This window comes from Nocardia sp. NPDC059177 (assembly GCF_042755165.1).
Taxonomy (GTDB): Bacteria; Actinomycetota; Actinomycetes; order Mycobacteriales; family Mycobacteriaceae; genus Nocardia.
The window spans coordinates 160414-173665 of record NZ_JBHZBX010000009.1 but is presented as its reverse complement, the minus strand read 5'-3'; the positions used below and the strand labels follow the sequence as shown (position 1 = coordinate 173665).

Annotated in this window: 15 protein-coding genes; 11 read left to right on the top strand and 4 right to left on the bottom strand. The window is 68.8% G+C overall.

All coding sequences use genetic code 11. The features are described 5' to 3' along the window. Nucleotides 1-50 precede the first annotated feature (50 nt). Complete coding sequence (locus ACFXK0_RS14435) at nucleotides 51-329, top strand: CopG family ribbon-helix-helix protein (RefSeq protein WP_379410603.1); 279 nt, start codon at nucleotides 51-53, stop codon at nucleotides 327-329. 13 nt (nucleotides 330-342) lie between these two features. Here the strand turns inward: ACFXK0_RS14435 and ramB are convergent, their stop codons facing one another. After that, a complete protein-coding gene (gene ramB / locus ACFXK0_RS14430; protein WP_379410602.1) occupies nucleotides 343-1749 on the bottom strand; it encodes an acetate metabolism transcriptional regulator RamB in 1407 nt (468 codons plus the stop codon). A gap of 94 nt (nucleotides 1750-1843) precedes the next feature. On the opposite strand from ramB, the gene ACFXK0_RS14425 reads away from it, so the two are divergent. Genes ACFXK0_RS14425 through ACFXK0_RS14405 form a run of 5 tightly spaced genes read left to right on the top strand, consistent with a single transcriptional unit; the run spans nucleotide 1844 to nucleotide 5975 of the window. Then, nucleotides 1844-3358 (top strand): ATP-dependent DNA ligase, encoded by a 1515-nt coding sequence (locus tag ACFXK0_RS14425; RefSeq protein WP_379410601.1) that lies wholly within the window; start codon nucleotides 1844-1846, stop codon nucleotides 3356-3358. Between the two features lie 54 nt (nucleotides 3359-3412). Then, nucleotides 3413-4597 carry an anion permease gene (locus tag ACFXK0_RS14420; RefSeq protein WP_379410600.1) on the top strand — a complete coding sequence of 395 codons (1185 nt, stop codon included), beginning with the start codon at nucleotides 3413-3415 and terminating at the stop codon, nucleotides 4595-4597. Nucleotides 4598-4618: 21 nt separating this feature from the next. Continuing rightward, nucleotides 4619-4891 carry a hypothetical protein gene (locus ACFXK0_RS14415; protein ID WP_379410599.1) on the top strand — a complete coding sequence of 91 codons (273 nt, stop codon included), beginning with the start codon at nucleotides 4619-4621 and terminating at the stop codon, nucleotides 4889-4891. Nucleotides 4892-4902: 11 nt separating this feature from the next. Next, on the top strand, nucleotides 4903-5259 hold the full coding sequence (locus tag ACFXK0_RS14410; protein ID WP_379410598.1) for a DUF3349 domain-containing protein: 357 nt from the start codon (nucleotides 4903-4905) through the stop codon (nucleotides 5257-5259). A gap of 56 nt (nucleotides 5260-5315) precedes the next feature. Beyond that, nucleotides 5316-5975 carry a TetR/AcrR family transcriptional regulator gene (locus ACFXK0_RS14405; RefSeq protein ID WP_379410597.1) on the top strand — a complete coding sequence of 220 codons (660 nt, stop codon included), beginning with the start codon at nucleotides 5316-5318 and terminating at the stop codon, nucleotides 5973-5975. A 72-nt stretch (nucleotides 5976-6047) separates the two neighbouring features. Here the strand turns inward: ACFXK0_RS14405 and ACFXK0_RS14400 are convergent, their stop codons facing one another. The 3 genes from ACFXK0_RS14400 to ACFXK0_RS14390 all read right to left on the bottom strand — a co-directional run bounded on the left by ACFXK0_RS14400 (nucleotide 6048) and on the right by ACFXK0_RS14390 (nucleotide 8957). Next, the gene (locus ACFXK0_RS14400) at nucleotides 6048-7064 is read right to left on the bottom strand and encodes an alpha/beta hydrolase (protein WP_379410596.1); all 1017 of its coding nucleotides are present in this window, start codon (nucleotides 7062-7064) and stop codon (nucleotides 6048-6050) included. Nucleotides 7065-7332: 268 nt separating this feature from the next. Next, nucleotides 7333-8346 carry an XdhC family protein gene (locus ACFXK0_RS14395; protein WP_379410595.1) on the bottom strand — a complete coding sequence of 338 codons (1014 nt, stop codon included), beginning with the start codon at nucleotides 8344-8346 and terminating at the stop codon, nucleotides 7333-7335. A 14-nt stretch (nucleotides 8347-8360) separates the two neighbouring features. Next, on the bottom strand, nucleotides 8361-8957 hold the full coding sequence (locus ACFXK0_RS14390) for an NTP transferase domain-containing protein (RefSeq protein ID WP_379410594.1): 597 nt from the start codon (nucleotides 8955-8957) through the stop codon (nucleotides 8361-8363). Between the two features lie 126 nt (nucleotides 8958-9083). Between ACFXK0_RS14390 and uraD the strand changes: the two genes are divergently transcribed. The 5 genes from uraD to ACFXK0_RS14365 all read left to right on the top strand — a co-directional run bounded on the left by uraD (nucleotide 9084) and on the right by ACFXK0_RS14365 (nucleotide 13151). Beyond that, the gene (gene uraD / locus ACFXK0_RS14385; protein ID WP_379410593.1) at nucleotides 9084-9575 is read left to right on the top strand and encodes a 2-oxo-4-hydroxy-4-carboxy-5-ureidoimidazoline decarboxylase; all 492 of its coding nucleotides are present in this window, start codon (nucleotides 9084-9086) and stop codon (nucleotides 9573-9575) included. After that, a complete protein-coding gene (gene uraH / locus ACFXK0_RS14380) occupies nucleotides 9572-9889 on the top strand; it encodes a hydroxyisourate hydrolase (protein ID WP_379410592.1) in 318 nt (105 codons plus the stop codon). The genes uraD and uraH overlap by 4 nt, the downstream gene beginning before the upstream one ends. A 7-nt stretch (nucleotides 9890-9896) precedes the next feature. After that, on the top strand, nucleotides 9897-10790 hold the full coding sequence (pucL, locus tag ACFXK0_RS14375; protein ID WP_379410591.1) for a factor-independent urate hydroxylase: 894 nt from the start codon (nucleotides 9897-9899) through the stop codon (nucleotides 10788-10790). Continuing rightward, entirely contained in the window at nucleotides 10778-12148 is a 1371-nt protein-coding gene (locus ACFXK0_RS14370) for an 8-oxoguanine deaminase (RefSeq protein ID WP_379410590.1), read from the top strand. The genes pucL and ACFXK0_RS14370 overlap by 13 nt, the downstream gene beginning before the upstream one ends. 157 nt (nucleotides 12149-12305) lie before the next feature. Continuing rightward, nucleotides 12306-13151, top strand: a complete 846-nt coding sequence (locus tag ACFXK0_RS14365) for an FAD binding domain-containing protein (RefSeq protein WP_379410707.1) — start codon at nucleotides 12306-12308, stop codon at nucleotides 13149-13151. Nucleotides 13152-13252 lie beyond the last annotated feature (101 nt).

Sequence of the window (13252 nt, the reverse complement as noted above, 5' to 3'; positions counted from 1 at the left end):
ACCAGGCAGCGGCCGCAACGCGGCGGATGGAGCGGGACGGGGGCTCGGTGATGGCGAAGCGTAGTGCTGAAGAGTACGAAGCAATGGCGGCCGAGTTCGAGAATGGTGACTACGCAGTTGTCGGACCGATCGAGGTGGGGCCTGAGCTGGCTATGGGCCGGCCGGCCGGGGGTGCGCGTGGCGGGAAAAGCCCGGTGCGGACGGTACGGCTCCCGGCTGAGCTGGATGCTCGGCTGACGGCCTATGCCGACGAGGCTGAAACGACGCCGAGTGACATCTTGCGACGAGCGGTTGCCGAGTATCTGGCACGGCATCCGCTCAGCGCTTGACGCTCTCTCAGGGTCACTTGATCAGGTAGGGGGAGACGGAGCTGCGGTGTTCGCTGATGTCGAGGACTTTGCCCAGGGGTGGGAAGGCGCGTTGGGGGCAGTTGGAGCGGACGCAGACTCGGCAGCCGGCACCGATGGGGGTGGCGGAGGCTTCGCCGAGGTCGATGCCGTCGGCGTAGACGACGCGGCCTGCGTGGCGTAGTTCGCAGCCGAGGCCGATGGCGAAGGTTTTGCTGGGCTGGCCGTAGCGGGTGGCGCGGCGTTCGACGGTGCGCGCGACCCAGAGGTATTTGCGGCCGTCGGGCATCTGGGCGATCTGGGTCATGATCTTGCCGGGGTAGGCGAAGGTCTCGTAGACGTTCCACAGCGGGCAGGTGCCGCCGCTCGAGGAGAAGTGGAAACCGGTGGCGGACTGGCGTTTCGACATATTGCCCGCGCGGTCCACCCGGACGAAGGAGAACGGGACGCCGCGCAGGGTGGGGCGTTGCAGGGTCGAGAGGCGGTGGCAGATGGTTTCGTAGCTCTGCGAGAAGAAGGCCGAGAGCCGTTCGATGTCGTAGCGGAAGTCCTCGGCCACTTCGTGAAAGTGCGTGTAGGGCAGCACCGTCGCGGCCGCGAAATAGTTGGCCAGGCCGAGCACGGCGAGTTTGCGCGAGGCCTCGGAGGCGAAATTGCCCTCCTCGACCAGCTTGTCGAGCAGCGGTCCGCATTCCAGATACGCCAGTTCGGCGGCGAGTTTGAAGGTGCGCTGCCCGCCGGACAGGTGCGGGGAGATCTCGAGCTGCTTGGTCTCGGGGTCGTAGCGGTGCAGCACGCCCTCGCCGAGGTCGATGCGCTCGAGGATCCGTACACCGTGCGCGCGCAGCAACCGCACGATCTCGGTGCTCACCTCACCACCGTGGAACCGGATGCGGGTGGTGAGATCCTCCGCGGCGGTGTCCAATTCGTGGATGTAGTTCTGCCGCTGATAGAAGTAGTCGCGCACTTCCTCGTGCGGTTTGGAGATCGCGGCGCTGCCCGAACCGTCGGAGAAGCGGTCCTCGGTGGCGGCGGCCAGCTGCGCGCTGGTGTTGCGGTAACGGTTGTGCATGGCGACCAGGGCCCGCGCCATCGACGGATGCGCCGAGACCATGTCGGCGATCTCCTTGGTATCGGCCTCGATGCCCAGCTCGGCGTCCATCACCACTTCGGAGAGTTCGGCGATGAGCCGGGTGTCGTCATGGGTGGAGAAGAAGGCGGGATCGACGCCGAAGACCTCGTTGATCCGGGCGAGCACCGGCACCGTCAGCGGGCGCACATCGTGCTCGATCTGATTGAGATAGCTGGCCGAGATCTCCAGTTTCTGGGCCAGCGATACCTGGCTCAGGCCGCGCTCGGTGCGGAGCTGGCGCAGCCGCGCACCGACATAGGTCTTGGCCATATGTCCAGTTTAGGGGCGCTTTCGCAGCCTTGCCAATGGATTCTTAACAGCGTGGCCTGAGCGATGTGTCACACCGGGGAGTTACTTTCGACTGGTGCTGTTCAGCGAGGTGGTCGCGGCGTCGGCCGCGGTGCGGGAAACCCGGTCGCGCAAGGCGAAGATCGCCGCGCTGGCCGAGCTGTTCCGTGCCGCGAGCGCGACCGAGATCGGCGTTGTGGTGTCCTGGCTGTCCGGCGAGCTGGTGCAGGGCCGGATCGGGGCGGGCTGGCGCACGGTGACCGCACTACAGACGCCACCCAGCGCCGCACCGAACCTCACCGTCGGCGCGGTCGATGCCGTCTTCGACCAGCTGACCGGCCTCAGCGGCGCGGGCTCCACCCTGCGCCGCCGCACCCTGCTGACCGAGCTGTTCACCGCCAGCACCGCCGACGAGCAGTCCTTCCTGATCCGCCTGCTCACCGGCGAACTGCGCCAGGGCGCCCTCGCCGCCGTCGTCGTCGAGGCGCTGGCCGCCGCCACCGGCATCCCCGTCGCCGTGGTGCGCCGGGCGCACATGCTCTCGGGCCGGCTGCCCGAGACCGCGGTCGCCGCGCTCACCGGCGGCGACACCGCGCTCGCCGCCTTCCGGCTCGAACTGGGCCGTCCCGTCGCGCCCATGCTCGCCTCGCCCGGCGGCTCACTCGACGAGGCGCTGGCCGAGCTGGGCCCGCAGGTGAGCGTCGAACACAAACTCGACGGCGCCCGCATCCAGGTGCACCGCGACGGCGAACGGGTGTGGGTGTTCACCCGGACCCTGCGCGACATCACCGCGAGCGTGCCGGAACTGGTCGAGCTGGTCCGGGGACTGGACTGCGTCAGCGTCGTCCTCGACGGCGAGACCCTCGCCCTCACCGACGCGGGCCGCCCGCGCCCGTTCCAGGAGACGATGAGCCGCTTCGCCACCGTCGACGCAGGCGAGCTGCTGCTGCACCCCTATTTCTTCGACTGCCTGCACATGGACGGGCGCGACCTGCTCGACGAGCCGCTACGGGTCCGGCGCGCGCTGTTGGAGCGGGTCGCGGGCGAGCACGTCATCGCGGCGCTGACCGCGCCCGACGCGGCGGCGGCCGCTGAGTACTACGACAACGCGCTGGCCGTCGGCAACGAGGGCATGATGATCAAATCCCTCGACGCCCCGTACGCCGCAGGCAGGCGCGGCAAGGCCTGGCTGAAGATCAAACCCGCGCACACCCTCGACCTGCTGGTGATCGGCGCGGAGTGGGGATACGGCAGACGCACCGGATTCCTGTCCAATCTGCACCTGGCCGCGCGCGACCCGGACACCGGCGAGCCGGTGATGGTCGGCAAGACGTTCAAGGGCCTCACCGACGAATTGCTGCGCTGGCAGACCACGGAGTTCCCGCGCCACGAAACCCACCGCGACGCCCAGACCGTCTATCTGTCTCCGGCGCTGGTGGTGGAGATCGCACTCGACGGTGTTCAGGCCAGCACCCGCTATCCGGGCGGTGTCGCGCTGCGTTTCGCCAGGGTGGTGCGATACCGGCCGGACAAGGAGCCGGCCCAGGCCGACACGATCGACGCGGTCCGGGCCTTACGCCCCAGCTCATGAGATTTTCCCGCAACGGTTTGGCAATCCGGCGCCGGCATACGACACACTGTTCGGGTGAGCGCCGAATTATTGGTCCTGTTGATCGTCATCGTTACAGCCCTCGCATTCGACTTCACCAACGGATTCCATGACACCGCCAATGCCATGGCGACCTCGATCGCCACCGGTGCGCTCAAGCCGCGGGTGGCGGTGGCGCTGTCGGGTCTGCTGAATCTGATCGGCGCGTTCCTGTCGGTCTCGGTGGCGGCGACGGTGGCCAAGGGCATCGTCCAGCTGAACGAGGTGAGCGGGCAGGACCTGCTGGTCATCGTGTTCGCGGGCCTGGTCGGCGGCATCCTGTGGAATCTGCTCACCTGGCTGCTCGGCCTGCCGTCGAGTTCCTCGCACGCGCTGTTCGGCGGTTTGATCGGTTCGACGATCGCGGCGCTGGGCTGGAACGGGGTGATCTGGGCCTCGGGGTCGGAAGGTGTGCTGATCAAGATCGTGGTGCCCGCCATCCTCGCGCCGGTCATCGCGGCGCTGGTCGGCGCGATCGGCACCTTCCTGGTGTACCGGGTCACCCGCGGTGTCGACCAGGACAAGGCCGCCGAGGGGTTCCGCTGGGGCCAGGTCGGTTCGGCCTCGCTGGTCTCGCTGGCGCACGGCACCAACGACGCGCAGAAGACGATGGGCGTGATCTTCCTGGCCCTGGTCGCCTACGGCTCTGTCGACAAAGACGACCACCTGCCACTGTGGGTGATGGCCTCGTGCGCGATCGCGATCGCGCTGGGCACCTACCTCGGCGGCTGGCGGATCATCCGCACCCTCGGCAAAGGCCTGGTCGAGATCGAGTCGCCGCAGGGTCTGGCCGCCGAATCGACCTCCGCGGCGATCATCCTCACCTCCGCGCACTTCGGCCTGCCGCTGTCGACCACCCAGACCGCGACCGGCGCGATCCTGGGCACCGGCATCGGCAAAGGCGCCGAGGTGCGCTGGCGGGTGATGGGCCGGATGGCGGTGGCCTGGCTGCTCACCCTGCCGATGGCGGGCATCGTCGGCGCGCTGTGCTGGGCGCTGGCCACGGTGATCGGCGGCCTGCCCGGTGTGCTGGTGGTGTTCGCCGTGCTGATCGCCGGCGCGCTGGCGATCTATCTGCGGTCGCGGCGTGATCCGGTCGGCACCCACAATGTGAACGAGTGGCCCGAGGGCCAGCCTGCCGCGACGCCGCAGTCGTCGATCGAACAGAACCACGCCGGGTAGAAGGAAACGACTGTGCAGACCGTGATCACCAATTTGACCTCCCTGTGGGAAGTGGTGCTGGCCGCGCTGGTCTTCGGCGTCGGTGTGCCCACCGTCTTCGCGTTCGCCGTGCGCTGGTGGGCCCAGGCCGAGACCGTCGGCGCCGACGGCCAGGTACGGCGTAACTATCCGGCGCTGGCCGGGGCGCTGATCTGCCTGGTCGTGATCGTCGTCGTGGTGATCACCGGCATCTTGTTCACCGCCAAGGCGTTCATCGCCCATCAGTTCGGCATCCACCTGTTCGGCACCGCATGAGCGAGGACCCCATGACCGAGTCTCCTGATACTCCTGCCGTCCGCCGTAATCTGCTTTCGCGGGTGCTCGGCTGGCTGCGCGCCGGCTATCCGCAGGGTATTCCGCAGTCCGATTACGTCGCGCTGTTCGCGGTGCTGCACCGGCATCTCACCGACTACGAGGTGGTGGTGATCGGCGAGAAACTGATCGAGGCCAACCCGAACCGGGAAGCGATCAGTGAGGCCGAAATCGAGGCGGCGATCGCCGATTTCGCCAAGCAGCAGCCCGCCCCTGACGACGTCTCCCGGGTCGCCTCGATTCTGGCCGCCGGTGGCTGGCCGCTGGCCGAACCGCTCGACGACGCCGAACCCGCCGCCGAACAGGATTGACAATTCCCGCTGGGCCAAGGGAATTCATGGCATAGCATGCATTCGTGGTTCGGCGTGTGAATGAAACCGATAGTGGTCGCAGTTACGGTGGATTGTCGCGCCAGCAACGAGTCGCGTTGCGCCGCAGCCGGTTGACCGACGCGGCCCTGGAACTGTTCGGTACCCAGGGATATTCGGCGACCTCGATCGAGCGCTTGTGCGCGACAGCGAATGTGTCGACCCGCAGTTTCTACGAAGATATCGGCAGCCGCGAGGCCTTGCTCATCGCCCTGGTCGACCGGCTCAATTCGGCTGCCCTGCGCCGCCTCGACGAGGTTCTCGAGCGCACCGCCGAGGAACCGCTGGCGGTGCGCGTGGTGGAGAGTTTCCGCGCGTTTCTGGCGGTGACCTGCCGGGATCGGCGCGCTGCCCGGGTGTTCTATGTCGAGGTGGTCGGGGTGAGCCCGGCGGTGGAGGAATGGCGGCGGGCGCAGCGGCGCACGATCATCGGGTTGCTCACCAGGGAGGCGCAGCGCGCGGCCGAACGCGGTGAAGCGGAATCGCGGAGCCTGCATCTGTTCGGGCTCGCGGTGATCGGCGCGGTGAATTCCCTGGCGCAGGAGATGGTGCACTCCAGTGTGCCGGGCGAGGCCATTTCCGTGGACGAGATCTGTGACGAGATCGGCTACTTCATCGGGTCCGGATTGTCGGCGCGCACGGCCCTGCCGGCAACCTGATCCGACGACCCGACCCGACGAAAAAACGGGCGGCATCCGGATTCGGATGCCGCCCGTTTCTGCTGCGGGAGATCAGATACCCATGCCCTGGGCGAGCAGCGGCCACGACTCGTGCAGCGCCTGCTCCCAGTACGGCCAGTAGTGGGTGCCCATCGGGGTGAACTGGTAGGTCGCCGGGATGCCCAGCGAATCCAGCTTGGCCTTCAGGTTGTGGCTGCAGGCGTTGGTCGCCGCTTCGATGCCGATACCGAGGCCGAGGTTGATCACGCCCATCGGGCCGGGCGCGCCGTTGAGGTAGTACGCGACGTCGGCGTTGGTCGGCATACCGCTACCGCTGGAGATGTAGAGGTTGGTGCCGCGCAGCTTCTCGGCGTTGATGACCGGGTCGTTCTCGACCCAGGCCGGGTCGTTGTCGGGGCCGTACATGTTCACGGTCTTGCCGCCCGCCCAGGTCTCCACGGAGAACTTGACGGCCTGCTTGCCCATCGGGTCGGCGATCTGGGCGCAGCCGCTGTAGGCGGCGACGGACTTGAACAGCCCCGGCTTGGCCTCGGCCAGCTGCAGCACCGAGGTGCCGGAGGTGGACAGCCCGGCCAGCGCGTTGAGGCCGGTCGAGTTGAGGGTGGCGTCGAGCAGTGGCGGCAGCTCCTGGGTGAAGAAGGTGGTCCACTTGTTCAGGCCCAGCCGCGGGTCTTCCTGCTTCCAGTCGGTGTAGTAGCTGCCGCGGCCACCGATCGGCTGGATGACATTGACCTGCTTGTCGGCGAGGAAGTCGAGCGCGTTGGTCTGCGCGGCCCAGCTCGCCGAGCCCTCACCGGCGTCGAGGCCGTTGAGCATGTAGAAGTTGGGCGCCGGGGCCGACTCGTCGACCGGACGCTGCACATCGATGGTGATGTCCTTCTTCATCGCCGCCGAGTACACCTTCAGATGCCAGGTGCGGCCCTCCTTGACCACCGAGGTCACGGCCGAGGGCTTCTCGGGGTCGGCGGATGCGGCGCCACCGGTGATCACGGCCACCGACAGGGCGGCGGTCAGTGCCACGGCGGTGGTGCGCAGGGCGGCCACGTTACGTAGTGCAGAGAGCTTCATCGAACAGTCGGTTCCAGTCCACGGGCCCTGTTGGCCCGTCATCGCAGTGCTTCCCCTCACCACCGGGCGGGCTGTCGGCCCGGGCGGTGTAGAGGCTGTCAGATCCTGTCGACACTCTATGTCCTCCGCGGGGCCCGAATTGTTACCGGTGGCGATTTTCACCGACGGCGACAGCGCGGAAATGGGCGCAATACCGCGGCTGAATCGGAAATATCGGCCAATCGAGCGCCCGAATTGGTGTCGACGGGGTATCGGGCGGAGAAAACTCCTAGATCGCCAGGCCGACCGCTGACTCGTAGTCGCGGCGGGCGGACAGGCGCAGTCCGGCCCGCGCGGCGAGGAAATCGGCGGTGACGAAGACGGCGGTCTCGGCCGGGGTACGCGGGCCCGATTCGAGCCCGGCGGGTACGTGCAGGCGGGCCAGGGTCGGCTCGTCGAAACCGCCGGCGCGCAGGTCGTCGAGGCGGCGGGCCTGATCGGCGGGGGAGCCGAGCGCGGCCAGATAGCCCAGCTCGGGCAGCCGCAGCGCGACGGTGAGCAGCGGGATCTCGAAGCGCGGCTCGTTGGCCAGCACCACGATGCCGGTGCTGCTGTCGATCTCGCCCGCGGCCGAGAGGGTGTTCAGGTAGCGGTGCGGCCAGTCGACGACGACCTCGGCGCCCGGGAACGAACCGGGGTCGGCGAATTCCGGACGCGAATCGCAGATGCTGACCCGGTAGCCGATCATCCGCGCCTGCGCGGCCAGGGTGGCGGCGTAGGCGTTGGCGCCGAAGATGAGCAGCCGCGGCGGCGGGCAGTAGGAGGCGACGAACAGGTCGGATTCGGGCAGCGCGACGAGTTCGGTGGCGTGCTTGCGATCGGTGACCAGATGCTGGCCGATGACATCGGGGTCCTGATTCCACACCACGGTGAACACCGTGACCCGGCGATGGGCCTGGATGTCGGCGGCGATGGCGGGGAATTCGGGGAAATCGCGGCAGGAGAACGGCTCGACGAAGATATCGACGAGCTGGCCGTCGTCGGATATCGATTCCATTCCGGTGATCAGGCTGTAGCGACGTAGTTGCCGTACCCCGGTCTGCGCGGCTTCCAGTGCCGCGGCGTAGACGGTTTCCTCCAGCCGCCCCGAGGCGATGGAGCCGAAGATTCCGCCATTGGGGGTGACGAGCATGCCCGACCCGATCGGCAGCGCGTTCGTGCCGATGGTACGGACCACGGTGGCGAGGCCGCCGGTACGGCCCGAATGCCACACTCGCAGAAGGTCATCGACGATATCGCGCATATCTCAAACTCCGATCACCGTGCGCCGACTCCCGGGAAATCGCGATCGGCCCCTGTCGCCAAGTCGTCGCACGTGACGCACACCATATCCTGTCTACCGCCCAAATAGGAACCTGCTCCCGCATCGCCTACGGCGGCAGCGGAAATGGCCTCCCAGTGCTTGTTCTCGATCACAGCCGGGTGCCCAGGTGTGGCGGAGAACACAGCACGGGCCAGTCCGCTCTCGCTCGCTCTGGCCGCCGCGAGCACCCGCGCGACGACATCGGCGCCGATATCGGGAACGTCGACGGGCAGGAAAGCCACGTAGCGGGTGTCCGCCTCGGCGGCCGCGCGCAAGCCGGCGCGCACCGTCGCGGCGAGCCCGCTGGCCCAGTCCGCGACCCAGCGCCACTGGGTGCCCGGCGGCAGTGCGGCGGCGGCCGGATCGGGCCCCGTCGCGCCGAGCAGGACGATCACCGGAGCGCAGCCACCGTCCCGCAACGTGGTGATCGCCGCGCGCAGCCAGGCGCCGTCCTCGGCGAGTGCCTTGGGTTTGCCGTAGCGGCTACCCGCGCCCGCCGCGAGGACGATGCCTGTGCACGCGGACGGCGTGACCGGCTCGTTCGGGGGCATGGCGCCGAAACTAATTGCGCAATGTTGCCGCCCGATTACGGCCGGGCGGCGCGAGGACGACGACACGCCGACGCGACCGATCGCGCATCGGTGGCGGGTGCCCTGACTTGGGGCGATGCTGGACCGATGACGAGCGAAGCGATCGGCCTCGCGGGTTTCAACGAGCTGCCCGCGGCGGCCGCCGAGCAGGCGCTACTCGCCTGTTGTTGCGTGCCGAGCTGGGCGAAGACGCTGGGCGCGGGCAGGCCCTACGCCTCGGTCGAGGCGCTGCTGGGCGCCGCCGACACCGCGCTGGCCGCCCTCGACGAGGCGCAGATCGACGCGGCGCTGGCCGGTCACCCGCGTATCGGCGACCGGTCGGCCGCCGCGGCGTCGGTCCGTGAGCAGGCCGGTGTCGAGGACGAGGTGCGCGCGGCGCTGGCCGCGGGCAATCGCGCCTACGAGCGGAAATTCGGTCATCTCTACCTGGTCTGCGCGGCGGGCCGCAGCGGTACCGAACTGCTGGCGGCGCTCACCGCCCGCCTGGGCAACGATCCGGCAACCGAAAGGCAGGTCATGCGAACCGAATTGGCGAAGATCAACCGTCTGCGCCTGGCGCGGCTGGTGGCGGCGTCGTGACCGGGTTGAGTACGCACGTGCTCGATGCCGTGCGCGGGCTGCCCGCCGCCGGGGTCGCGGTGTGGTTGACGCGCGGCGAGCAGCGGCTCACCGAGGCGCTCACCGACGCCGACGGCCGGGTGAAAGAACTTGCCGCCGGGCTGAATCCGGGCGATTACCGCCTGTTCTTCGATACCGGCAGCTACTTCGCGGCACAGGGTACGGAGACTTTCTATCCGGAAGTCTGTGTCGCGTTCACGGTGGGTGAGCAGCCGCATCTGCATGTGCCGCTGCTGTTGTCGCCGTTCGCCTATTCCACCTACCGAGGGAGCTGAGCCGGCGATGCCATTGAGCGGCCCGATCGTGCTGACCGACAACCGATACGGCAAAGCCGAGAACCGGGTGGTGCGCTTCGTCAAGGAGAACGCGCGCCACGAGATCCGCGATGTGAACGTCTCCACCACGCTGCGTGGTGATTTCGCGGCGGCCTACACCGACGGTGACCAGCGTCATGTCCTGCCCACCGACACCCAGAAACACATGGCGTTCGTCTTCGCCAAGCGGCCGGGCCTGGACACGATCGAGGACTACGCGCTCGGGCTGGCCCGGCATTTCGTCGACACGGTCGAGCCGGTGTCCAGTGCCCGCATCGATGTGGAGTCCTATGGATGGCAACGTGTTTCGATCGACGGTGTCGAACACGAGCACACCTGGGTGCGCAGCGGGCCCGAGGTGCGTACGGCGGCGGTGACCGTCAGCGGGGACGGCGCCTGGGTGATCGGTGGGATCAAGGATCTGGTGCTGCTGAAGTCGACCGGTTCGGAGTTCGCCGGCTTCCTCACCGACGAGTACACGACCCTCGCCCCGACCCGGGACCGGGTGCTGGCGACCGCGCTGGTCGCGCAGTGGCGATTCGCCGAGCACAGCGGTTTCGAGTGGGACGAGGTCTACGCCGGTGTCCGGGCCACCCTGCTCGAACTGTTCGCCCAGACCTACTCCAAGGCGATGCAGCAAACCCTCTATGCGATGGGAACCGCTGTACTGGAACGGTTTCCGATGCTGGCCGAGATCCGGCTCGAGGCGCCGAACAAGCACCACTTCGGCTACGACCTGGCCCAGTTCGACATCCTCAACGCCGACGAGGTGTTCTGGGCCGCCGACCGGCCCTACGGGTCCATCCATGCCACACTGGCGCGCGCCGACGCGCCCGGCGCGGGGATCGCGTGGCAGCCGTGAGCGGCCCCGACCTGGTGATCGACGGGTGCGCGGTGGTGACCGTCGACGCGGCGGGCACCGAATACCGCGAGGGCTGGGTGACGGTGCGCGGCAATGTCATCGAGGCGGTGGGCGCGGGCAGGCCACCGGCGTTCGGCCCGCCGACCCGGCGCATCGACGGCCGTGGTTGCCTGCTCACACCGGGCCTGGTCAACACCCACCACCACCTGTACCAGTGGATCACCCGTGGCCTGGCCGCCGACAACACCCTGTTCGAATGGCTGACCGCGCTGTATCCGGTGTGGGCGCGCATCGACGAGAAGTCGGTGCGGGTGGCGGCGACCGGTGCGCTGGTGTCGCTGGCGCGCAGCGGCTGCACGACGTCCTCGGATCATCACTATGTGTTCCCGCGCGGTGGCGGTGACCTGCTCGGTGCCGAGATCGGCGCGGCCGCGGCGGTGGGGTTGCGGTTCCATCCGGCGCGCGGATCGATGGATCTGGGCAGCAGCGACGGCGGTCTGCCACCGGACGAGGTGGTCGAGCCGATCGACGCCATTCTCGCCGCCAGTGCCGCCGCCATCGAGCAGTGGCACGACCCGTCCTTCGACGCCATGGTGCGGATCGCGCTGGCGCCCTGCTCGCCGTTCTCGGTGACCGCGGACCTGATGCGCGAATCGGCGGCGCTGGCCCGCGCGACCGGCACCCGGCTGCACACCCACCTCGCCGAAACCCTCGACGAACAGGACTTCTGCCGCGAGAGCTTCGGCTGCACACCGGCGGAGTACATGGAGCGGCTGGGCTGGCTCGGCGACGATGTCTGGTTCGCGCACGCGGTCCACCTCGACGATCCGGCGATCGCCGCTCTGGCACGCACCGGCACCGGCGTCGCGCACTGCCCGACCTCCAATGGCAGGCTCGGTGCAGGCGTCGCGCGGACCGCCGATCTGCTGGCCGCCGGGGTGCCGGTGGGGCTCGGTGTCGACGGCGCGGCCAGCAACGAGTCGAGTTCGATGATCGAGGAACCGCGCAATGCGCTGCTGTACGCGCGGGCTGTCGGCGGGCCGCGCGCGATGACGGTGCGGTCTGCGCTGGAACTGGCGACGCTCGGCGGTGCCAGGGTGCTGGGCCGGGCCGGGGAGATCGGCTCGATCGAGCCGGGCAAGCTGGCCGACCTGGCGCTGTGGCGGCTCGACACTCCCGCGCACGCCGGGATCGAGGATCCGGTGGTCGCGCTGGTGCTCGGGTCGGCGCCGCCGCTGGCCGCGCTGCTGGTGAACGGGCGCGAGGTGGTGCGCGACGAGGTGGTCACCACGGTGGACGAGGCGGCCGTCGGCGCCGACGTGGCACAGGCCCAAGCCACGCTACTGGCCGGAAGTTGATCTTGCCTGGGCGCGCTGAACAGCGGTTCCGGCTGATCCGGCGCACACTGGAGACGAGGTACATCGGGTTAACCGCGGCGCAATACCGCGCCGTTGTCGCGCAACATCGTGGCAACTCCCGGCCCCTACTGTGGCCGGTGAGGTGAGCGAGGTGAACGTGGATCTGGATACCGTCCGGGAGGTGGTTCTCGCCCGCGATCGCGCCGACCTGGCACAGGTGGGCGCGGGCAGTGCGGTCCTGGCGGGCGGCACCTTCCTGTTCTCCGAGCCGCACGACCAGCTGCATCGGCTCGTCGACATCACCACCCTCGGCTGGACCCCCTTGCTCGAGCGCTCCGATGGCCTGGAGATCGCCGCGACCTGCACGCTGGCGGAGTTCGCCGGCGCCCGCCCCGGCCGCGAACTCGGCGCGCCCACCCTGCGCCCGGAGTGGCCGGGCACCGCGCTGTTCGCGCAGTCCTGCCGGGCACTGCTGGCCTCGCACAAGATCTGGCGCACCGCGACCGTCGGCGGGAACGTCTGCCTGTCGCTGCCCGCCGGCGCGGTACTCGGCGCACTGGTCGCCCTGGACGCGACCGCCGTGATCTGGCCGCGCGGCGGCGGCGAACGGCGGATTCCATTGCGCGACTTCGTGACCGGGCCGGGTGAGAACATACTGGCCACCGGCGCGGTGGTGCGCTCGTTCCTTGTACCGACAGCGAGCCTGCTGGCACGCACCAGTTTCCGCAAGATCGCGCTGGCGCCACTGGGTCGATCCGGTGCGGTGGTGATGGGCAGGCGCGAGGTGAGCGGCCGCTGCGCGATCACCGTCACCGCGTCGACGGTGCGGCCGGTGGTGCTCGACTTCTCCGCCGTACCAACGGCATTCGATCTCGAGGCCGCGCTGGTGGAGCTCGAACCCGACATCTGGTTCGACGATCCGCACGGTGCGCCGGACTGGCGCAAGCACGTGACCGGGTTACTGGCCGGCGAAGTGGCCGCCGAGCTCAGGAGGTCGTCATGAGCCGGACGACGCCGGAGCGGGGCAGTCCGAACTCGCCCAGGTCTCATCCTGAAGGCATCGCGGGCGTGCAGTACCTGGTCCACGTGGTGTCGCGCCCAGCT

What these genes read in the sequence shown, in the direction of transcription:
- ramB (WP_379410602.1), bottom strand. Translation starts at nt 1,749, where the DNA reads ATGGCCAAGACCTATGTCGGTGCGCGGCTGCGCCAGCTCCGCACCGAG.
- uraD (WP_379410593.1), top strand. Translation starts at nt 9,084, where the DNA reads ATGACGAGCGAAGCGATCGGCCTCGCGGGTTTCAACGAGCTGCCCGCG.
- ACFXK0_RS14395 (WP_379410595.1), bottom strand. Translation starts at nt 8,346, where the DNA reads ATGCGCGATATCGTCGATGACCTTCTGCGAGTGTGGCATTCGGGCCGT.
- pucL (WP_379410591.1), top strand. Translation starts at nt 9,897, where the DNA reads ATGCCATTGAGCGGCCCGATCGTGCTGACCGACAACCGATACGGCAAA.
- ACFXK0_RS14410 (WP_379410598.1), top strand. Translation starts at nt 4,903, where the DNA reads ATGACCGAGTCTCCTGATACTCCTGCCGTCCGCCGTAATCTGCTTTCG.
- ACFXK0_RS14390 (WP_379410594.1), bottom strand. Translation starts at nt 8,957, where the DNA reads ATGCCCCCGAACGAGCCGGTCACGCCGTCCGCGTGCACAGGCATCGTC.
- ACFXK0_RS14400 (WP_379410596.1), bottom strand. Translation starts at nt 7,064, where the DNA reads ATGAAGCTCTCTGCACTACGTAACGTGGCCGCCCTGCGCACCACCGCC.
- ACFXK0_RS14435 (WP_379410603.1), top strand. Translation starts at nt 51, where the DNA reads ATGGCGAAGCGTAGTGCTGAAGAGTACGAAGCAATGGCGGCCGAGTTC.